The organism is Streptomyces sp. NPDC006134, from assembly GCF_040628835.1.
In the GTDB taxonomy this organism is placed as follows: Bacteria; Actinomycetota; Actinomycetes; order Streptomycetales; family Streptomycetaceae; genus Streptomyces.
This window is the reverse complement of sequence record NZ_JBEXTV010000006.1, coordinates 147303-168824: the sequence shown is the minus strand read 5'-3', so window position 1 is coordinate 168824 and position 21522 is coordinate 147303. Positions and strand designations below refer to the sequence as shown.

General features: G+C 73.4%; 10 protein-coding genes and 3 pseudogenes. 5 read left to right on the top strand and 8 right to left on the bottom strand.

The genetic code is table 11. From position 1 onward, the window contains the following. Positions 1–344 precede the first annotated feature (344 nt). Positions 345–1580 carry an epoxide hydrolase gene (locus ABZ340_RS06185; RefSeq protein ID WP_358780549.1) on the top strand — a complete coding sequence of 412 codons (1236 nt, stop codon included), beginning with the start codon at positions 345–347 and terminating at the stop codon, positions 1578–1580. A 192-nt stretch (positions 1581–1772) separates the two neighbouring features. Here the strand turns inward: ABZ340_RS06185 and ABZ340_RS06180 are convergent, their stop codons facing one another. The 3 genes from ABZ340_RS06180 to ABZ340_RS06170 form a co-directional block, all read right to left on the bottom strand. After that, positions 1773–3407 carry a hypothetical protein gene (locus tag ABZ340_RS06180; RefSeq protein WP_358780548.1) on the bottom strand — a complete coding sequence of 545 codons (1635 nt, stop codon included), beginning with the start codon at positions 3405–3407 and terminating at the stop codon, positions 1773–1775. Positions 3408–3418: 11 nt separating this feature from the next. Beyond that, entirely contained in the window at positions 3419–5452 is a 2034-nt protein-coding gene (locus ABZ340_RS06175) for a hypothetical protein (RefSeq protein ID WP_358780547.1), read from the bottom strand. Between the two features lie 237 nt (positions 5453–5689). Beyond that, complete coding sequence (locus ABZ340_RS06170) at positions 5690–6010, bottom strand: antibiotic biosynthesis monooxygenase (protein WP_358780546.1); 321 nt, start codon at positions 6008–6010, stop codon at positions 5690–5692. A gap of 309 nt (positions 6011–6319) precedes the next feature. Between ABZ340_RS06170 and ABZ340_RS06165 the strand changes: the two genes are divergently transcribed. The 4 genes and pseudogenes from ABZ340_RS06165 to ABZ340_RS06150 form a co-directional block, all read left to right on the top strand. Continuing rightward, entirely contained in the window at positions 6320–7480 is a 1161-nt protein-coding gene (locus ABZ340_RS06165) for an SDR family oxidoreductase (RefSeq protein ID WP_358780545.1), read from the top strand. Positions 7481–7633: 153 nt separating this feature from the next. Then, positions 7634–15073, top strand: coding sequence for an SDR family NAD(P)-dependent oxidoreductase (locus ABZ340_RS06160; protein WP_358780544.1), 7440 nt, complete (start codon positions 7634–7636; stop codon positions 15071–15073). Positions 15074–15303: 230 nt separating this feature from the next. Further along, entirely contained in the window at positions 15304–16893 is a 1590-nt protein-coding gene (locus tag ABZ340_RS06155) for a pectate lyase (RefSeq protein WP_358780543.1), read from the top strand. 151 nt (positions 16894–17044) lie between these two features. Further along, a pseudogene (locus ABZ340_RS06150) lies at positions 17045–17347 on the top strand (transposase); the annotation flags it as partial. A gap of 73 nt (positions 17348–17420) precedes the next feature. On the opposite strand, the pseudogene ABZ340_RS06145 reads toward ABZ340_RS06150, so the two are convergent. The 5 genes and pseudogenes from ABZ340_RS06145 to ABZ340_RS06125 form a co-directional block, all read right to left on the bottom strand. Beyond that, a pseudogene (locus tag ABZ340_RS06145) lies at positions 17421–18242 on the bottom strand (APH(3'') family aminoglycoside O-phosphotransferase). A 164-nt stretch (positions 18243–18406) separates the two neighbouring features. Beyond that, positions 18407–18607: pseudogene (locus ABZ340_RS06140) on the bottom strand (IS701 family transposase); the annotation flags it as partial. A 281-nt stretch (positions 18608–18888) separates the two neighbouring features. Continuing rightward, a complete protein-coding gene (locus tag ABZ340_RS06135; RefSeq protein ID WP_358780542.1) occupies positions 18889–19461 on the bottom strand; it encodes a TetR family transcriptional regulator in 573 nt (190 codons plus the stop codon). 9 nt (positions 19462–19470) lie between these two features. After that, positions 19471–20052 (bottom strand): sugar O-acetyltransferase, encoded by a 582-nt coding sequence (locus ABZ340_RS06130; protein WP_358780541.1) that lies wholly within the window; start codon positions 20050–20052, stop codon positions 19471–19473. Positions 20053–20152: 100 nt separating this feature from the next. Beyond that, a complete protein-coding gene (locus tag ABZ340_RS06125; RefSeq protein ID WP_358780540.1) occupies positions 20153–21469 on the bottom strand; it encodes an MFS transporter in 1317 nt (438 codons plus the stop codon). Positions 21470–21522 lie beyond the last annotated feature (53 nt).

The window sequence follows — 21522 nt, the reverse complement described above, 5'->3', positions numbered from 1 at the left end:
GCCGAGCCGCTCGAGCGGGTCCATGGTCCTGCTCGTACGGTCGAGTGCGGGTGGAGGGTGGAGGCACGGCAGACGAACAGTGGTGCTCTCCACGGTGACCGCTCTTCCGGCGGCGCTTGTCCGCGCTCGGCGCCGCCGGAACGGCGCAGGCGGTCACCGTGGCTCCGAACGCGCGGTATGTGCTGGAGGACCGGGGCAGCGGCAAGGCACCCGACGTCTCGGGCGCGGCCACCGGCAGCCACGCGCCGCGGCGCTGCCCGCACTCCTTAGAATGACCCGGCTCGCTGCCCCTCCACTTCACAAGCCGACGGCACCGTTTCCCCTGTCCAGTAAGGAATCACGGCATGGCCATCCCGCGCGTCTTCCCCCTGGAGCCCACCCCGATCCATGTGCCCGACGAGGTCCTCGACGACCTGCGCGCCCGTCTCACGCTGACCCGTCCGCCGCTGGACGAGGGGAACGAGGACTGGTCCTACGGCGTCCCGGACGGCTATCTCCGTGAGCTGGTCGCCTACTGGCGGGACGGCTACGACTGGCGCAAGGCCGAGGCCGCCATCAACGTCCACGAGCACTACCAGGTGAGCGTCGCCGGTGTTCCGGTGCACTTCATGCGCAAGCCCGGCCGCGGCCCCCGCCCGGTCCCGCTGATCCTCACCCACGGCTGGCCGTGGACGTTCTGGCACTGGTCGAAGGTGATCGACCCGCTCGCCGACCCGGCCGCGTTCGGCGGTGACCCCGCCGACGCGTTCGACGTCATCGTGCCGTCCCTGCCCGGCTTCGGTTTCCCCGGCCCGCTCACCGGCTTTCCGGACGTCAACTTCTGGAAGGTCGCCGACCTGTGGCACACCCTGATGACCGAGACCCTGGGATACGAGAAGTACGCCGCCGGGGGCTGCGACATCGGCGGGCTCGTCTCCAGCCAGCTCGGCCACAAGTACGCCGACGAGCTGTACGGCATCCACATCGGCTCCGGGCTGCCGCTGGACTTCTTCACCGGCCCCCGCGCCTGGGACTTCGCACGGAACCAGCCCCTCACCGACGACCAGCCCGCCGACGTCCGCGCCCGCATCGTCGAGCTGGACCACCGCTGGGCGTCCCACCTCACCGTGCACATGCTCGACGGCGCCACCCTGGCCCACGGGCTGAGCGACTCGCCCGCCGGGCTGCTCGCCTGGCTGCTGGAGCGCTGGAACGCCTGGAGCGACAACGGCGGCGACCTCGAGTCCGTCTTCACCAAGGACGACCTGCTCACCCATGCCACGATCTACTGGGTGAACAACTCCATCGCCACGTCGATGCGTTACTACGCCAACGCCAACCGCTACCCCTGGGCCCCCGCCCACGACCGCACCCCGGTCGTGCAGGCCCCGGCCGGCCTCACCTTCGTCACGTACGAGAACCCGCCCGGCATCCACACCGCCGACGAGCGCGTCCGGGCGTTCGAAGCCGGCCCGCAGGCCGGTTGGTTCAACCACGTCAACGTCAACGCCCACGACCACGGCGGCCACTTCATCCCCTGGGAGAACCCCGACGCCTGGGTGAGCGACCTGCGCCGCACCTTCCACGGCCGCAGGCCCTGAGCGGCCCGGCGGGCTCGTCCGGCGACGGGCGGGCGCACATCGCCGGCGCCGGGCGCAGAGGCCCGGTCTCGCCGGATGGACGGCCGGGCCGTGCCGGTCGCCCGCTGCTGCCGGGGCGACGAGTTCCGACGAGGACCGAAGCGAGGTGCGCAGGGGGCCGGGCGACCGAGCCCGGCCCCCCTGTGTGTGGGCTCAGCCCCTGGTGTCCAGGCACCGCTTCGCGGTCAGGGGCTTCCCGGTCGGCCAGGCGATGCCCTGGAAGGCGAGGTGCCCGCCCCCGCTGTCGCCGCCCGAGGGCACCAGACGGACGATGGCCACGGCCTTGTCGTACGGGGTGCCGTTGTTGGTCAGGCAGATCCAGCCGGTGGCCCCTTTCACGCTGTTCCCCCCGCGCAGCCGCCGCCAGGTCTCCTCGATGCCGGACAGCGTCGGCACCTCGCCCGGGCGGGCCACTCGCTTGTTGATGCCGGTGATCGCGGTGAGTGCCGCGTCGTACATGGTGAGGGTGCGTCCGTCGGAGAGGTCGGTGGGACCGATCTGCGACGGCGGATTCTTGCGCAGCAGCGCGGTGAACGCCGCGAAGTCGTCGGTCGATCCACCGGTCGCGGGCGGCCGCGGTGAGCGGGGGCCCTCGGGGGCCGCCCAGGCGTCCGGGTGGGTGATCGTGGCGTACTCCACGGTCAGGCCCTTGCCCCGGGCGAGCGCGCCCCAGTCCAGGTCCGGTTCCAGCGCGATCGTCGAGGCCCCGGAGACGGTGACGACCCTGAAGTGCCGGTGCTGGCAGCCGCGTCTGCCGAGGGCGTTGACGAGCTGGGTGAGCTCGCGGGGCCGTCCGGCGAAGTACACGGTGGTGGCCTGGGAGTCGCAGAGGTTGCCGACCATCAGGGCGAAGTCGTTCTTCGTCACCTGGGAGGCGTCGTACTCCTCCGGGACGGAGGCCGATCCCTTGGTGACCGCGCCGAAGGCTTCGAGCAGGGACCGGGAGTAGAGGTCGCTGCCGCTGCGGTCCTGGATGAGGAAGGTCTTCTCGACGTCCTCGTCCAGGTAGGCGCGCAGGGCGTTGGCCTGGTCGAGGTTGGACGGCACCACCTTCACCAGCCCCGGGTACCGGCCGCTCGCGTCGTTGGCGAGATCGGTGGCGGTGATCGGCCCGCCCACCACGGGAATGTGCTGCTGCCGGGTGAGATAGCCGATGGTGTCGGCGTTCTCCCTGACGCTCAGGTTGAACCCGAACACCACCCGCAGCCGGTCCTTCGGGGAGCGGGCCATCTCCGCGAGCCAGCCGGCCACCCGGCGGCTGTGCTCCAGCTCGCGGCCGGGATTGGCGAGGACGAGACGGACGGGTACGTCCTCCTTGTCGACCACGTTGGCCCGGTACTGCGCGAGGTAGGCGCCCTGCACCTCCCGCAGGAGCTGCGCCCGGTCCGCTTCGCTCTCCTCGTCCGGGGTCATGGGGATCATCAGCGCGATCGTGGCGTACGGCTTGCCGCCCTCGACGACCTGGTCGTTGAGTTGCTCGATCTTGTGCGACACGGCGGATATGGAACTGTCGAACACATGGCTGCCGTCGCTGACGCCCACGCACTGGCCGTCCTCCTCGACCAGCCGCTCGTTGCCGCTCTGGCAGTAGTCGGGCAGGCCGGCCGCCCAGACGATCACGCCCACCGCGCCCGCCGCGCCCAGGAGGCACACGGCGGCGAGTGCGTTGCGGACGGCCGGGACCAGCCCCGCCCGCCACGCTCCCCAGACCGCGAGTCCCAGGACGACGACGACCGCGCTCGCGCCTCCGATCAGGACGAAGGCGGGCCAGAACCGGGGTTCCTCCATGGGGTCTCCCTTCAGACGATCGGAATCGGCAGTTCCGGCACCCGCCGGCCCCGGGAGAGCTGAGCCGGCCAGCGGCGGGCGGCTTCGGACATGACCCCCTCGTCGTCGGCGAGGTCGGAGCTGTTGAGCAGCGCCGTCAGCCGGTTGTTCGGGGCGTCGGGGTCGTCCGTGTACAGCGAGGCGAGCGTCGACAGGCCCCACAGCAGCGTCACCAGGCGGGAGATGGCCCGGTGCCGGCCGTCGGGCAGCGGGCCTGGGCAGGCCGGGCAGAGGTCCGGCGGCTCCGGGTGGTCTTCCGCGTAGCCGTCCGGGGGGTGCGGGGCCGCGCAGACGGTCTGCACGGCGGCCAGCCAGGCGGGCCGGGACATCCGGTCGAACAGCGTGTGCAGCTCGGAGACGACCCGCTCCCGGCGGCCGAGTGCCAGGGCGTGGTGCAGCCGGACGGCGGGCGGGCTGTGGGGGTCCTCCGCGGCGGCGGAGTGCGACCGCGTCCAGCGTCCGTGGGCGTCCGGTCCGCCGCGTGCGGGGGTGCACTCGGCGCGCAGCCGGTACAGGAGCAGTTCCCGCAGCGCCCGGTCGGAGACGGGAGGAATCGTTCCGCCGTCGCCCGCCCACGGGGTCCGCTCCCAGTGCTCCGCACGCAGGAAGGCCGACACCTGGTCCTGTTCGGCGTCCTGTTCGGCACCGGCGGCGGGCACCGGGATCTCGTTCCGGGTCACCGCCACGGCCCGCCGCAGCAGCGGGCCGATCAGCTCCGGGTCGGGGACGAGGTAGCGCAGGAGCACGTCGGCGACGGCCGGTGGCCGGTCCGGGGCCGGCGGGCCCGCGGGAGGCAGCGCCAGCAGCGCGGGGCCCAGCTCGGCGGGTCCGCGGCGGCGCAGGGCGCTGTGCGCTCCGGCGGCCAGGTCCCGCTCGGCGGCCTCGACGAGCGGCCAGGCCAGGCCCGCGCGGCCCGCGCTGATCTGCTCGATCAGATTGGGCAGCCCCCGCGGGCAGTCGGCGCCGAGAGCGGGGGCGATGCCGTCGGCGCGCAGCGCGGGAGCGGCGAGCCGCACCTGCCAGTCGCCGGCCGCGTCGCTGTCCGGGCTCCGCCAGACCAGCGTGTCGATCTGCGACACCTCGACCGGGTGGTGGCGGTCCCCGGGCGCCGCCGGCCGGGTGCCCGGGCCGAGCCGGGTGGCCACGATCACCGGCCGGCTGATCCGGGCGCCCTGGGCGTTGCCGTGGCCGCCGGCCGCGGCGTACGCGTTCAGCAGCAGGTCCAGTACGCGTGCGGGGGTGCCCGTGTGCGTGTCGTCCAGGAGGATCAGCGGCAGGGGCCGGCTGAGCAGATGCACACGCCGGTAGTAGGCGTCGATGTCCGCGAGGAAGGCCGCGGTCAGCCGGCGCTCCAGCTCGCCACGGCCGTCCGCCGCCACCCGGTAGCCCAGGGCCTGCGCGTAGCGCAGCACCTTCTCGATGCCGGTGCCGGGGACGCCGAGGCGCTGGCCGTCCCACCAGCGCAGGGCGGCCGTGTGCAGCTTCGTGCCGTCGGCCGCCTGACGGGCGAACTGCCGCAGCAGTTCCTCCAGCGGTGCCAGCGCGGGCGCGAGCCAGCTCACCAGCGGGATCACCGCTTCGGCGAAGGCCCCGAACCGCCGGCCCACGGGGGTGTGGCCGGGGGCGGACGCGAGCGCCGCCAGCAGGGCGTTCTTGTGCTCCTGGAAGTCCGCCAGCGCCTGCACCGACGGCCCGGCACCGACTTGCGTGGCGGGGTCCGGCGACGCCTCCACCACGGTGGCCGCGACCAGGCCGTAGGTGAAGCGGGGGAAGGCGATCCGGCCGAACCTGGGCACCTCGGCGTTCAGCTCGTGCACGAGCCAGGCGAGGGCGGCCAGGGGACGGGAGGCCAACAGGCCCGACGCGTCGCCCCGGGCGTCCGGGGACGAGGCGGGCCGGCCGGTCATGGGCCACATGGCGACGTGCAGCCGGTTGACGTAGGTGTCGTGCAGCCGACGGCACACGGCGGTCTTCCCGGTCCCACGGCCCCCGTACACGATGATCACCGGGGCTCCTCCCGGATGAGCGGGCCGTACGCCCTGCCCCCGGGCGTTCAGTCCCACCGCCCGGGGCACGAAGGAGTCGATCAGTGGCCCGTATCCATGGAGTTCACGGTCCGCCATCTCGCCCCCCGTGGGTGATCAGACGTCAGGAGTGTTCGCGAACGTAGCACGCGTGTACCCACACCCCCATGAATTCACGGAAGTTGGGATCGCCTTGAGACGTGCCACCCGGCCCGGCCGTCACAGCACCTCGGCGAAGACCACCGGCCGGTCCGCCGGCAGCGGCCCCACCGTCTCCGCGATCCGCTCCTCGAAGTGCGGGGCCGCCGCCTCACGCGCCTCGAAGCCCGCCACTCCCTCGTAGTACTCGTAGTACTCGTAGTACTCGTAGCGCTCGTACAGCAGGAAACCGCCGGGCTCGTCGGCCACGGAGTGCACCTCGTGCATCAGGTACGCCGGTTCGGCATGGGTCGCCCGCCGCGCCTTCGGCAGCGCTTCGCGCACCGCAGCGCCCTCGTGCTCGGGGGCGCTGCGGTGGTGGGCGACGACTGCGCAGGCCATGGTCTTCTCTCTTGCGCGCGTCTCACCCGGCTCCCGGCGACGTGGTGCGCACCGTCCGGCCGGCCGGTTCCGGCGCGGACCGGGCCCCGCCCGGCCCGCGCGCGATGAGCACCGCCACGGTGGCGGTCGCCGGCCCGGACTCCGTGTGGGCCCGGCCCGCGCGCGATGAGCGCCGTCGGCCGACCGCAGAGGGGCGGCCGACGGCTTTCGCGTGCCCGGGCCCGCCCCCCGGAACGATAGAATGCTCTTTGCGTTCGAATGATTACCCTCTGTTTTGATCAGCGGGATGGCGTGGTCCATGCTGGTGCCGTGTCGATCCTGCTCACCGGAGCCACCGGCTTCCTCGGCTCCCGCATCGCTCATCTCCTCCTCACCACCCGCGCGCGGAGCGTGATCGCCCTCGGCCGAGGAGAGCCCTCCGCGCTGCGGGGCCGTGTGCTGCGCGCCCTCGGGGCGCACGGTGGCGGGATGCCGGGTGAGCAGGTGCGCGGCCGGCTGTGGTGCGTCAGCGGCGATGTCACCCAGCCCTGGCTGGGGCTTTCCCCGGCTCTGTACCGGCGTCTGGCGCAGGACGTGGACGCCGTGTGGCATTGCGCGGGTGACATCGCGCTGAGCGGTGAGCGGGAGCGGTTGCACCGGGTGAACGTGCACGGCACGGCCCAGGTCCTGGAGTTCGCCGCGACGACGGCACGGCAGTGCCGCATGGTGCACGTGAGCACCATGGCGGTGGCCGGCGCCCGGCCCGACGGCCACGTCCTCGAGGACGAACTCGACGACTCCTACGGTTTCGAGACCCACTACGACGCCTCCAAGTTCGCGGCGGAGCAGCTCGTGCGCCGGTGGGCACGGCAGCACGGGCGGCCCGTGGTGGTCCTCCGGCCGAGCATCGTCGCTTCCGCTTCCGCTTCCGTTTCCGTGTCGCCGGAAGAGGCAGCCGGACACCCCTTGTCGGTCCTGGGACAGATGATCGAGGCGGTGGCGCGGGGCGGGGCGCCCGGCATCCCCGCTCGGCGCCCGGACGGCACCCGGCTGCGTCTGCGCCTGCCGGCAGCGCCCCAGGCCACGTTCAACATCGTCCCCGACACCTACGCCACCGAGGCCATGGTCCGCATCGGCCACGACGGGTCCCACCGGGGTGCGACCGCGCACACCTACCACGTCGTCCATCCCGAGCCCACGCCGATCGCCCGTCTCATCGGCGCCATCGAGCAGCGGTATCCCGGCTTGCGCATCGAGTGCGCCGGCGGCCCGCTTCCGGATGCCACGGAGGCGGAGCGGTTCGTCGCCGCACACCTGACCGGGTTCCTGAGCTACAGCCGGCACACCCGCACCTACGACCGGACGCGCGCGCTCGCCGCCACGGCGGGCCTGCCCGGACCGGAACCGATCGGCACCGAGTTCCTGCAGCAGGCCCTGGGCCTCGGCGACTCCTCCGTCATGCCGTCCGGTGGCGCCCTCGCCCACGGGTAGACCGCGGGCCCTCACCTGCGCGGAGGTCCCCACCGTCCTCCGCTTCACGTTCCGGCTCTTCCTCCCTTTCCCTCCCTTTCCCTCCCTTTCCTTCCTCCTCCCTTCCTCCCCTTTCTCTCACGGAGTACAGCGTTGTCTTTGCGTGTGTCGTTCGTGCCCGATGACGCCGTGGCCATCGTCGGTGTCGCCTGCCGTCTGCCCGGCGCGGTCCGCAGTCTGGACGACCTGTGGGCCGTGCTGGCGGCCGGGCGGGACGTGATCGGCGAGGTGCCGGCCGACCGGTTCCCGGCCGGCGACTTCGTGGACCCGGCGCGCCGCCGCCCCGGTCAGTCCTACACGGCCGCCGGCGGCTTCCTGGACGACGTCTTCGGCTTCGACGCCTCCTGCTTCAGCGGCATCTCCCCGCGCGAGGCGTCCCGGATGGACCCGCAGCAGCGGCTGCTGCTGGAGATGGCGGTCGAGGCCCTGGACGACGCCGGTGTGGACGCGGCCGGCCTGGAGGGCTCGGACACCGCGGTGTTCATCGGCTGCTCCAGCCGGGACTACGGCGAGTTGCAGTCCTGTGTGCCGGAGTCCGGCAACGCCTACACCATGACCGGCATGGCGGGGGCCATCGTGGCCAACCGGCTGTCGCACTTCTTCGACTGGCGCGGCCAGTCGGTCATGGTCGACACGGCCTGTTCCTCGGCGCTCACCGCGGTCCATCAGGCGTGTGAGCACGTGCGGGCCGGGCGTTCCCGGGTGGCGGTCGCGGGCGGGATCAACGTCCTGCTCAACCCGCAGGGTTTCGCCGGCTTCTCCTCCGCCTCGATGCTGTCGCCGACGGGGCGCTGCGCCCCGTTCTCCGCGCGGGCCGACGGGTTCGTCCGAGCGGAGGGCGGCGGCCTGCTGCTGCTCAAGACGGTGGCGGACGCGCGGGCCGACGGCGACCGGATCCACGGCGTCATCCTGGCCGGCGGCACCAACAACGACGGCCGCACTCCCGGCCTGGCGCTTCCCGGCAGCAGTGCCCAGGCGGCGCTGCTGCGCGAGGTGTACGAGCGGGCCGGCGTGCTCCCGGACGACCTGGCCTACCTGGAGGCGCACGGCACCGGCACACCGGCGGGGGACCCGGTGGAGTGCGAGGCGATCGGCCGGGTGCTGGGGACCGGCCGCAGCACGGGGGCGTTGCCCATCGGTTCGGTCAAGTCCAACCTCGGACACCTGGAGGCGGCTTCCGGCATCGCCGGACTGCTCAAGGCGCTGCTGGTGCTCAAGCACCGGCAGGTACCGGCGACACTGCACGCCGACGAACCGAACCCGGCCATCGACTTCGCCGGGCTGAACCTCCACCCCGTCACCCGCCTCCAGCCGCTGCCGCCCCAGGCACTGCCTCTCGTCGGCGTCAACTCCTTCGGATTCGGCGGCGCCAACGCCCACCTGCTCCTGGCGGCCCCGGCCACCGTCCCGGGCGGGCACGGCACGACCGCCCCGGACGGGCACGGCACGGCAGCCGGCAGCGGTGGCCGGCCGGGCCAGGTGCTGCCGGTGGTCGTCTCGGCCCGGACCGGCCAGGCGCTGCGCGCCGCCTGCGAGCAAATGGCGCAGCACCTGCAGTTCACCTCGGACGCGGACTTCTACGACGCCGCCTACACGGCCACCGTCCGGCGCCGGCGCTACGAGCGGCGCGCCGCGGTGCTGGCGTCGACACCGGGAGAGGCCGCCGAGGCGCTTCTCGCCGCGGCCGGCGGTCAGGGCGACGACCGGGCGGTCACCGATGTGGCCGCCCGGGAGGGGAAGGTGGCGTTCGTCTTCAGCGGCAACGGTGCGCAGTGGCCGGGGATGGCCGTCGACCTTCTCGAGGCCGAGCCCGTCTTCCGGGCGGCCGTCGACGCCGTCGACGCCGAACTCTCCCCGCTGCTGGGCTGGTCGGTGACCGGGGAGCTGCTGGCCGGTGCGCCGCGGCTGCGGCTGACGGAGGTGGCGCAGCCGCTGCTGTTCGCGGTGCAGGCCGGCCTGGTCCGGTTGCTGGCTTCCTACGGTGTCGAGCCGGACGCGGTGACGGGGCACAGCGTCGGTGAGATCGCCGCGGCGTATGTGAGCGGCAGTCTGGACCTGGCGCAGGCGTGCCGGGTGGTCGTGGCGCGCAGCACGGCTCAGGCGGCCACCGCCGGCACCGGCAGGATGGCGGCCTGCGGTCTGGGTCCGCGGGAGGCCGAGAAGGAACTGGCCGCCCATCGGGGGCGGATCGAGCTGGCCGGCGTCAACAGTGACCACGACGTGACGCTGGCCGGTGACGCCGAGGCGCTGGCGGAGCTGGGCCGGGAGCTGTCCGCCCGGGAGGTGTTCTTCCGCGAACTCGACCTCGACCACGCCTTCCACAGCCGCGCCATGGACCCCATCCGGCACGATCTGGCCGAGGGGCTGCGCGGGCTTCGGCCCGGGGCGCACCGGCGTGTGTTCGCCTCCACTGTCACCGGCGGCCTGCTCGACGGGCCCCGGCTGGACGGCGAGTACTGGTGGCGCAACGTCCGCGAGCCCGTGCTCTTCTCCGATGCGGTGCGCTCCCTCGCCGAGTCCGGCTGCACCCAGTTCGTCGAGATCGGCCCGCACGCGGTGCTCTCCGGCTACCTGCGCCGCATGCTGGGCGCCGACGCCGTCCTCGCCGTCTGCCGCCGGGAGCAGGCCGCCCCGGCATCGGTGCGGCGCGCGGCCGCCCGGCTGATCGCCGCCGGCGCCCGGCCGCGGCGCAGCTTCCCGCACCCGGGCCGGGTGACGTCGCTGCCCTCCTACCCCTTCCAGCGGGAGCGCTGCCACAACGGGGAGCCCGACTGGTGGGTGAACGTCCCGCAGGACAAGACGCTGGTGCATCCGCTGCTCGGCCGCCGCGCCGCCGTCGCCGAACCGGCCTGGCACCAGCAGCTGTCCGGCAGCCGCCTCCCCTGGCTGGCCGACCACCGGGTCGACGGCAGCGTCGTCATGCCCGGAACCTGCTACCTGGAGGCCGCTCTCGCCGCCGGCCGCGCGGCCCTGGCCGCCACCTGCGAAGTCACCGATCTCGACATCGTCCGCCCGCTCGCCCTGCCCCGGGACGACGATCCGGCCCACCTGACGGTGCAGACCTCCCTGTCCCCGGCGGACGGCCTCGTCCGCTTCGCCTCACGCACCGGCACCACCGGCGACTGGCGCCTGCACGCCCGGGGACGCGTGCGGCGCTGCCTGGCCCCGGCCCCGGACGGCCTCGACCTCGCCGCACTGCGCGCCCGTCTGCGCGGACCGGTCGTCGACGGAGCCACCCACTACGACCGCGCCCGCGAGGCCGGACTGGCCTACGGCCCCGCCTTCCGGGTCCTGACCGGCCTCCGCCTCGGCGAGGACGACGTACTCGCCGACTACGAGCTGCCCGGCCACGACGCCACGGACGCCTTCGAGGCCCATCCGCTCGTCTGCGACGGTGCCCTGCAGGCCGCCGCACCGCTGCTGGCGGCCGTGGCCGGCCCGCGCGTGTTCCTGCCCATCGCGATCGGTACGGCACGCTGCTGGCAGCCCCTCCCCTCCCGCGGGCACGTGCACGTCCGGCTGCGGGAGCTGTCGGGGCCGCACGCCGTCGTCGACCTCACCATCGCCGCCCAGGACGGCACCGTCTGCGCCCAACTGACCGGCTGCCGCCTGCGCGGTGTGACCGGCCGGCGGGCGCGGACGCAGGAGCTGACGCAGGTACTGCGCGCCGCACCCCGCCCCGGGGACGCGGTGCCCGGCGCGTGCCCGTGGCCCGATCCGCAGGTGTCGGTCGCCGGCACCCGGGCGAGGCGGGCGCGGCTGGAGACGGAACACCCCGACGACTACGCGGCCTTCGCACCGCGGGTGAAGCTCACCGTCGGCCACTGGGCGGCAGCCGCCTTCGCCCGGCTGGTCCCGGGCCGCGACGCGTTCGGTGCCGCGGAGCTGCTGGCGGCCGGCGTCCAGCCGCACCACCTCCCCTACCTGAGGCTGCTGGCACGCCTGGCCGAGCACGCCGGCCTGCTGCGCCGCGTGGAAGCGGACGGCGATGAGCGATGGCGCCCGACCGGTACCGCGCAGCCGCACGAACAGGTGCGGCAACTGGCCGACCGCTTCCCCGAGTGGATCACCGCGATCGCCGTCTACACCCGCTGCGGCACCCATCTGACCGACCTCCTCACCGGCCGCACCGACCCGCGCGAGCTGCTGTTCACCGAGGCCGACCGGCACCTGGTCGAAGCCTTCTACGCCGACACCCCGCAGGTGCGGCTGCACGCGCAGTACGCGCGCGCCCTGCTGGAACGCATGCTGCGCGCGTGGCCGCAGGACCGGCCCCTGCGGATCCTGGAGGTCGGCGCCGGAACGGGCAGCCTCACCGGCCATCTGCTGCCCGTGCTGCCCGCCCACCTGACGGCGTACGTCTACAGCGACGTCTCGGCCGCGTTCTTCCCCCGCGCCCAGGCACGCTTCGCCGCCTACGACTTCCTCACCTACCGCACCCTCGACCTCGACGCCGACCCGGCCGAGCAGGGGTTCGCCCCCGGCGGTTTCGACCTGGTCGTCGCCTCCAACGTGCTGCACGCCACCCGCGACCTGCGGGCGACCTGCCGCCGCATCGCCGGCCTGCTGGCCCCCGGCGGGCAGCTGATGGCCGTCGAAAGCCACGACGAGGACATCCTCGGCCCCTGCTTCGGCCTGCTGAAGGAGTTCTGGTCCTTCACCGACACCGACCTGCGGAACGGCCCGCTTCTCCCCGGGGACGCCTGGGCGCCCCTGCTCGCCGCGTGCGGCTTCGACTCCGTCGCCCGCACCGGCAGCAGCCGGCCGGAAGCCGAAGGCGCCCACTCCCTGCTCCTGGCCCGGCGCCCCGCCCCCACCACAGGCGCACCGCGGCAGACCGTGCCGGACACGGACGCGCGCACCACCTGGGCGGTCGTCACGGACGCCCCCGGCCGGCCGCTCGCCGCCCGGCTGACGCACGCCCTCACCGGCGCCGGCCACACCGCGCACCTGGTCACGGACGATGACGAGGTGACCCCCGCGGCCGGCACCCGGCCGGGCCCCGTCCACGCCGTCTGCGTCCTGTCCGGCCCTGCCGCCGGCGACGAGGACGAGGACGCCGTCGAAGCGGTCGTCGAGGCAACGGAACTGATCAAGAAGGCGGCCAGGGCGTGCGTGCCGGCCGCCGACGGCACGGCCGCGATGTGGCTGGTCACCGGCCCCACCGGCCTGTTCCCGGCGCCGGAGGCCGCCCCGGCCGCCTCCCCGGTGCACGCCGCGGCCTGGGGCACCGCCCGGGTCCTGGCCAACGAACGGCCCCTGCTCACCGTCCGCCGTGTCTCCCTGCACCCCGGCGACAGCCCGGCGGAGGACGCGGCCCGCCTGCTGCCCGAGCTGCTCGACCCGGGCGCCGACGACGAGATCCTCCTCGGCCGTCACGGGCGCTTCACCGCACGGGTGACCGCCTGCCCGCCGGCCGTCCGCACGGCCCGCCCCGGCGAACACTACGCCTTGCGCCTGGAACGTCCCGGACGCGAACCCGGCCTGGCCTGGACGGCCGCCGACCCGCCGGCGCCGGGAGCCGGGGAGGTCACGGTACGCGTGCGTGCCGCCGCGCTGAACTACCGGGACGTGATGCTCGCCCAGGGGCTGCTGCCCCCCGGCGCCGAACCGGCCACCACCGGCGAGCCTCGGCTGGGCCTGGAATGCGCCGGTGACGTCGTCGCCGTCGGCCCCGGCGTCACCTCCCTGGCGGCCGGCGACCGGGTCTACGCCTTCGGCCACGGCACCCTCGCCTCCCACGTGACCGTCCGCGTCGAGCAGACCGGCCGCATCCCCGGCCACCTCACCTACGCCCAGGCCGCGACCCTGCCCGCCGTCCACCTCACCGTCCAGCACAGCCTGGAGCGGTGCGCACGGCTCAAGCCCGGGGAGACCGTGCTCGTGCACGGCGGTGCGGGCGGCATCGGGCTGGCCGCCCTGCGCCACGCGGCCCACATCGGGGCCCGCGTCATCGCCACCGCCGGCAGCCCCGCCAAACGCGACCTGCTGCGCACCCTCGGAGCCGAGCACGTACTGGACTCCCGCAGCCTGTCCTTCGCACACGACGTGCACCGGCTCACCGGCGGCCGCGGCGTCGACGTCGTCCTCAACTCCCTCGCGGGCGAGGCCATCGCCCGCGGCCTGGAATGCCTGCGCCCCGGCGGCCGGTTCGTCGAGCTGGGCAAGCGCGACATCTACGCCAACAGTCCGCTGCTCCTGCGGCCCTTCCGCGACAACCTCTCCTACCACGCCGTCGACATCACCCGGCTGATCTCCGACACCCCGGCCGAGGCCGCGGACGCCTTCACCGAGGTCACCCGCCGCGTCGCCGACGGCGTCCACCGGCCGCTGCCCCACCAGACCTACCCCGCCACCCGCGTCGACGAGGCCCTGGAGGCCCTGGCGCACTCCCGGCACCTGGGCAAAGTCGTCATCACCTTCACCGGCACCGACCCCGTCGAGGTCCGGCAACCGCACCAGGCGGCGCCGCTCGACCCCGCGGCCACCTACGTGGTCAGCGGCGGGCTCGGCGGCCTGGGCGCCGCCACCGCCCGTCACCTCGCCGACCGGGGCGCTCGCCATCTGGCCCTCATCGGCCGCCGCGGAGCCGCCACCCCCGAAGCCGCCGCCCTGCTCGCGCACCTGAAGGAACAGGGCGTCGACGCCGCCGCGTACGCGGCCGACATCACCGACCGTACGGCCGTCGGCCACGTCTTCCGGCACGCCGCCGGCAAGGGGAAGCCCGTACGCGGGATCATTCACGCCGCCATGCACCTGGACGACGCGCCCCTGGAGGAACTCACCCCGGACCGCGTCAGGAAGGTGCTGGCGGCCAAGATCCGCGGCGCTCGGGTCCTGGACGAACTCAGCAGGGAACACGGCACCGACTTCTTCGTCGTCTACTCCTCCGTCGCCGCCCTCGTCGGCAATCTCCACCAAGCCCCCTACGCGGCCGCCAACCTCCATCTGGAAGCCCTGATGCGCGCCCGGCGCGCCGACGGCAGGCCCGGCCTCGCGCTGGCCTGGGGCGGGATCAGCGACACCGGCTACGTCGCGCGCACCCTCATGACCGACACCATCGCCCGCTCCGGCATCGGCCTGATCAGCCCCGCCACCGCCATGGCCGTCCTCGACCGCCATCTCACCGCCGGCACCGAACCGTCCGTCGCCGCGGGCGTCATGGACTGGGAACGCCTCACCCACATCCTCCCCGCCGTCGCGAGCCCGCGGTTCGCCGCTCAGCTCCGGCACACCACCGGCACGTCCGCTCCGCAGGCCGCCGGCAACCTGCGGCAGCTCCTGGCGGACGCCGACAGCGACAGCGACCGCATCGCCCTGATCACCGACACGCTCACCACGGTGATCGCGGGCATCCTGCAGACGGCTCCCGAGCGCGTCAGCGCCACCGCCCCTCTCACCGACCTCGGCCTCGACTCGCTCATGGGGGCCGAACTCAGCGTCCGGCTGCAGCACGTCTTCGGCTGCGAACTCCCGTTGATGGAGCTCATGGCCGCCGCCACCCTCGACGGCGTGGCCGAACGCCTGCACCGAACCCTGTACCCCGGCCGATGATCCCACCGGCGTCAGGGCGGGCCCGGACCGTGCACCGGTCCGGGCCCGCGGCTTGAACGTGCACCGGTGAAGAACCCTTCCCGGGCCGGCCCGCGCTCGGCCGTGCGAGAGGGCGGCCACCTCTGCGGCCGGCAAGGGCGGCAACCTCTGCGGCCACGGAGGCAACCAGGAGACGCAACGGCAATGCCCGGCATTCGGCCCGGCATCCGACGACGAAAGGGCAGGCGAGGATGAGACGATCCGTCGCATTGCGACTCCACGCGGCGCTGGCCACCCTGGCACTGGCGGCCGGGACCGGCGCGTTCCTGTCGACACCCGACGCCTCGGCGGCGACCGGTGGCGCCACCGGCTACGCGACCCAGAACGGCGGGACCACCGGCGGCGCGGGCGGGCAGACGGTACGGGCCACCACGGGGACCGCGATCCACGCGGCCCTGTGCGGCCGGGCCAGCAGCAGCACTCCGATCACCATCGAGGTCGAGGGGACCATCAACCACGCCAACACCGCCAAGGTGTCCGGCGAGAGCTGCAGCACCGCCGCCGGTGTGATCGAGCTCAAGCAGATCAGCAACGTCACGATCGTCGGGGTCGGCAGCGGTGCCGTCTTCGACCAGCTGGGCATCCACATCCGGGACTCGAGCAACATCGTCATCCAGAACGTGACCGTCCGGAACGTCAAGAAGTCGGGCTCCCCCACGTCCAACGGCGGTGACGCCATCGGCATGGAGAGCAACGTCCGCAACGTCTGGGTCGATCACGTCACCCTGGAGGCGTCGGGCGGGGAGTCGGAGGGGTTCGACGGCCTCTTCGACATGAAGGACAACACCCAGTACGTGACCCTGTCCTACAGCATCCTGCGCAACTCCGGCCGGGGCGGCCTCATCGGCTCCAGCGAGAGCGACCTCTCGAACGGCTACGTCACGTTCCACCACAACAAGTACGAGAACATCGACTCCCGCGCTCCCCTGCTGCGCGGCGGCGTCGCCCACATCTACAACAACCACTACGTGAGCCTCAACGAGTCCGGCATCAACTCCCGGGCCGGCGCCCGCGCCAAGGTGGACAACAACTACTTCGAGGACTCCAAGGACGTCCTGGGCACGTTCTACACCGACGCGGCCGGTTACTGGCAGGTCGGCGGCAACATCTTCGACAACGTGACCTGGTCCGCCCCCGGCAGCGAGAACAACCCGGCCGGCCCCGACCCGAAGTCCAACACCACGGTCGCCATCCCGTACTCGTACCGCCTCGACGATGCCGGTTGTGTGCCGGACGTCGTGAGCCGGACGGCGGGCGCCGGCAAGGGCCTGCAGGTGTCGGACGGCAACTGCTCGCCGCAGACGCCGAGTCCGACGCCGACGCCGACACCGACACCGACACCGACCGAGACGCCCACCGCCACGCCCACGCCCACGCCGACCAGCTCCACGCCGACCCCGGCACCGACCCAGCCCGGCGGGACCAACCTCAGTATCGGAGCCGGTTCCGACGGTTCCGGCAAGGCCGACGGGACGAGCTACGGCAACGTGCGCGACGGTGACATGAGCACCTACTGGTCGCCGGTGGGCTCCACCGGGTCGGTCTCCATCAAGTGGGGATCCGCCACCACCGTGTCCAAGATCAACATTCGGGAGGCATCGGGCTCGGCCGGTGCCATCACGTCCTGGCGGGTCCTCAACGCCGACACCGGCGCCGTCCTCGCCTCCGGCAGCGGAGCGGGGGTCATCACCTTCCCCCAGACCTCGCTGCGCAAGATCACATTCGAGATCACCGGTTCGGCCGGCACGCCCCGGGTGGCCGAGTTCGAAACCTACGCCTGACGGCGGCCCCGCTTCCGCCGGCGGCGGGCGGTACGGCGATGACGGCCGGGGCGGGCCGGGTCGCCCGCCGTGCCCGTGCGGCGCAGGCCGGGTCTGCGCCGCACGAACGGCCAGGCGGTTTCGTTCGGATCAGTCGGCCATTGGTCCGGGTGTGCCGTCGGCTGACGCGCAGTGGGCGCGGACCGAGCCGTTGCTCCCGGGGCGGACGCCGAAGCGGGGTGGCCGCCGGCGGGACCACCGTGAGGTGATCGATGCGATCGCCGGCAGGTTCCGGAGCGGCACGCGGTGGGCGCACCCGCCGGAGAGGTACGGCAACCGGCTGCGACGCGGACAGGCCGGTGGCGGACCGCCGGCCTTCGACCGGGGAACGTACAGGCAGCGCAACACCGTCGATCGGTGCATCGACCGCTCGAAGCAGTGGCGCGGCAGCGCCATCCGCCACGAGAAGACCGCGACCGTTCACCTGGCCGGACTCCGCAGCGCCGGCATCTTCCCCCGGGTCCGCCCGATGTTTCCCAGGAAATCGGTCAGCCCCAGGTGAGCGGGGCGAGCTGGAGGTAAAAGCGCAGGCGATCGTGGTCGAGGGCGATGCCGTACCTCTCGGCGAAGGCCATGTCCGCGGCCCGGGCCCGCTCCTCGTCCGTCCATGTTTCTCACGCGTTGGCGAGCAGCAGTGCCAGGTCGGCGTAACGGTCGGCCAGTCCGAGGCGGCCCAGGTCGATGAAGCCCGACACGTCCAGGTTCTGCGGATCGAGAACGATGTTGGGCAGGCACAGGTCCCCGTGGCAGACGACCGTGTCGGCGGCTTCCTGCTCCCGTCGCCGTGCGACCTGCCGGGTGAGGCGGTCCAGCAGTTCCGCAGTGGGCGTCTGCTGCTGGTCGACGGGGAGGAACTCGGGGTCGACTGCGTCACGGGCCACGACGTCGCGTGCCACGGCGGCCATAGCGTCCAGCCCCCGGTGGAAGGGGCACTGGGACACGGGCACCTCGTGCAGTCGGCGGACCGCGTCCGCGATGCGTTCCCAGGCTCCCCGCAAGTCCTCAGCGGGTACCTGATCCGCAGGGATGCCGGAGACAGCACTCGTCACCAGACAGGCGCCTGCGTCACTCGCCTGCCAGTCGGGCACCCGGGGGCCGGGTACACCCTGACCGCTCAGCCATGCGACCCGGTCGCGCTCGGTTTTCAGGTCGGCTGCGTCTGCGGCGGGCACGCACTTGGCATACCGAGTGGTGTCTGCGCTGCGAAAGACAGCCGCTCCCGACTCGCCCGCGGTGACAGGCAACCAGCCGCCGCCATCCACGCCGAGCAGCACCGGAGATATGGTCTGGTTTCCGCGGTGACCGCTCATGGCGGCCACCCTGTCCAGCCCGGCACAGGGGATCACCCGTGCAGCGCGCCCGACGTGCAACAAGGCGTGATCCGGACGGAACAGCCCGGTAGGGCTTCGCCGGGTTCTGGTTCTGCTGGCCGGCAGGGGCGGGCCGCAGGTGGTGCAGGTGCCGGCCCAGCACCTCAGCAGGTTCCGGGGCTCGCCCAGTACCTGGCAGGGGGCCTGGCCGACATCCGGGCTTTGGGGTCGGACCGCCGGAGGGTGGGGGAGGCCTGGGCGGCGGTGACGAGGGTGACGTGGTGGTGCCGGCCGCGCCAGGTGCGGCCTTCGAAGTGGTCCAGGCCCAGGCCGTGTTCGAGTTCGCGGTAGTCGTACTCGACCCGCCGGCGCGTCTTCGCCCACCGCGCCGGGCCGGTGATCGGGTGGTGGCGGGCAGGTCGGTCATCCGGCAGCCGGTCGGCCCTCGGCCGGATCGACTCGCACCAGCCGTCTGGCATCAGGCCCCGCGGACATTACGCGCCCCGCCGCCGCGGATCCCGCCGCGGCAACGGCCCGAACACATCGGCAACGAACTCCGCCCACTCACCGCGGAGCCGTTCCACTTCCCCAGCCTCACCCCCGAAGATATTCACCACCAGGCGAGATCACTCGACGTGACGAAGCCTTACCGGGGCCCGTCGCCCGGTTCACGCCGACGGGGTGTGGTGATGCGGGTGATCGCCTCGAGGGTGAGGTCGCGGCCGTGGGGTTCGGTGGCCAGGGCGCGGTGGAGGGTCAGGCCCTCGATGAGGGCGTCGAGCTGGCGGGCGGTGTCCGGGTCGAAGTGCTTCTCCAGGTGGATCCGGCTGCGGCGCATCCAGGTCTGGGTGAGTTCCCGGTAGGCGGGCCGGCGGGCGGCGAGGGTGTACAGCTCCTGGGTGAGCACGAGGTCGCGCCGGCTTCCCTCGGACAGGGCGTGGACGAGGTCGGCCACGGCCGCGCGGGCCTCGTCGCGGCCGGCCGGTGCCGCCAGGTACGCGTCGAAGACGGCGACGAAATGGTCGGTGAAGCGGCCGAACGCCTCCCGGAGCAGGTCGTCGATGCCGCTGAAGTGGTAGGTCATCGACCCCAGGGGGACACCGGCGCGCGCGGCGATCTTCCGGTGGGAGACGCCCGCGACGCCCTCCTCGGCGATGAGGTCGAGGGTGGCGGCGATGATGCGTTCGCGGCGCTGGGGGTCGGTGTGTCCGGTGGCCATGGCGGAGGGTCAGAGGTCGCGGACCGGGCGGGCCGGGTTGCCGACGGCGACGACGTTCGCGGGGACGTCCTTGGTGACGACGGCGCCGGCGCCGATGACGGAGTTGTCCCCGATGGTGACGCCGGGCAGGACGATGGCGCCGCCGCCGAGCCACACGTTGTTGCCGATGGTGATCGGGCGGGCGGCTTCCAGCTTGTCGCGCCGGGGCTGCGGCTCCAGCGGGTGGGTCGGGGTGAGCAGCTGGACGTTCGGCCCGATCTGGCAGTCCTCACCGATGGTGATCGACGCGACGTCCAGGGCGGTCAGGTTGTGGTTGACGAAGGTGCGTGCCCCGATGGAGATGTTGCTGCCGTAGTCGACGTGGAGCGGCGGCCGTACGTGGACCTCGTCGCCCACGGAGCCGAGCAGCTGCGTGAGGATCGACTGGGCGGTGCCCGCGTCCTCGAGGTAGGCGGCCTGGAAGCGGGCGGCCAGCCGTACCGCCTGCTGGTGCCGGCGGGCGATCTCGGGGTCGTCGGCGATGTAGAGGTCACCCGCCTGCATGCGTTCCAGGTTCGTGCGCGGGTCCTGCGCGAAGTAGTCCGTCGGCATGCGGACGAGGGTACACGCGTGAGCGTACGATCGTACGCTCATGGGTGCGTGTCGTCCCGCGGCGCCGGGGCGCGCAGGGGCCGGGTTCGCCGGGCGGGGTTCACCGCCGTCGGGTCCGGAGTACTCCGGCGAGCAGGATCACGAGGGCGCCGGCCAGGGGGACCACCAGCAGGCCCAGCCGGAGGGTGGTCGCGTCGGCGACGAGCCCGACGGCCGGCGGGGAGAGCAGGAAGCCGAGGCGCATGAGCCAGGAGACGACGGTCAGTCCGGATCCGGGCTTGAGGCCGGGCAGTTCGTCGGCTTCGTGCATCGCCGCGGGAACCAGCGTCGCCACCCCCAGTCCGGCCGCGGCGAAACCGAGGATCGTCCCGGGGACCGTGGGCACGGCCAGCGCCAGGCCCATGCCGGCCGCGACGACGAGGCCGCCGGCGCGGGCCACCGCGCGCTGGCCGAACCGGTCGACGAGCCGGTCGCCGAGGAGACGGCCGACGAACTGGGCGCCCACGAGGGCGATGTAGCCGGAGGCCGCCAGCGTCACCGAGGCGTGCAGCGTGCCGGAGAGGTAGAGCGCGGCCCAGGAGTTCCCGGCGTCCTCGACGAGCGTGCCGGCGGTGGCGATGAGGACGAGCGCGGCCAGCAGGTATCCGGTGCGCCGAGGGGCCGCCGGGCGCTCCTCCCGCCGCGGTTCCCGGTCTTCGGCACCCGTTTCCCCCGAGGCCGGATCGCTGTCCCCCGCGACCGGTCCGCTTTCCCCCGTGACCGGATCGCTGTCCCCCGCGACCGGTCCGTTTTCCCCCGTGACCGGTCCGCTTTCCCCCGTGACCGGCTCGTCGTCGGGTCCGGGCAGGCAGAACCGCAGGGCTGCGCAGGCGGCGATCGAGAACACCACCGCCGAGGCCAGCAGGTGCTGCCCCCGGGAGAGGCCGAGCGCGATCGCGCCGGCGGCCATGGAGCCCCCGGTGACGGCGCCGATGGACCAGATGGCGTGGAAGGAGTTGATGATGGAGCGTCCGTAGCGGCGCTGCACCCGCAGGCCGTGGGCGTTCTGCGCGACATCGGTGATCGCGTCCATCGCCCCGGCCAGGAACAGTGCCGCCGCGAACACCACGACCGAGTCCGCCAGGCCCGCGACGAGGATCCCGGCGGCCGTGAGCAGCGTGCAGGCCACCGCCACGCGGGCCGAGCCCAGCCGGCGGATGAGGACACCTGCCGCCAGGCCGGCCACGAGGGCGCCCGTCGGGAACGCCGCGACGGCCAGCCCGTAGGCGGCGTTCCCGATGCCGAGGTCTTCCTTGATCTGCGGATATCTCGGCAGGAGGTTGGCGAACAGGGCCCCGTTCGTGAAGAACAGTACGGCGACGGCCGCGCGGGCCTGCCGCTCGGCCGTCGCCGGCCGGCGGAGAACGTCAACGGTCATGAGACGTGAGCCTATAGGTCGAGCGTACGAACGTACACTCTTGTGTGTCGTCC

Coding starts and splice junctions, on each gene's coding strand:
- ABZ340_RS06125 (WP_358780540.1), bottom strand. CDS start 21,469: ATGACCGTTGACGTTCTCCGCCGGCCGGCGACGGCCGAGCGGCAGGCC.
- ABZ340_RS06155 (WP_358780543.1), top strand. CDS start 15,304: ATGAGACGATCCGTCGCATTGCGACTCCACGCGGCGCTGGCCACCCTG.
- ABZ340_RS06130 (WP_358780541.1), bottom strand. CDS start 20,052: ATGCCGACGGACTACTTCGCGCAGGACCCGCGCACGAACCTGGAACGC.
- ABZ340_RS06170 (WP_358780546.1), bottom strand. CDS start 6,010: ATGGCCTGCGCAGTCGTCGCCCACCACCGCAGCGCCCCCGAGCACGAG.
- ABZ340_RS06185 (WP_358780549.1), top strand. CDS start 345: ATGGCCATCCCGCGCGTCTTCCCCCTGGAGCCCACCCCGATCCATGTG.
- ABZ340_RS06180 (WP_358780548.1), bottom strand. CDS start 3,407: ATGGAGGAACCCCGGTTCTGGCCCGCCTTCGTCCTGATCGGAGGCGCG.
- ABZ340_RS06135 (WP_358780542.1), bottom strand. CDS start 19,461: ATGGCCACCGGACACACCGACCCCCAGCGCCGCGAACGCATCATCGCC.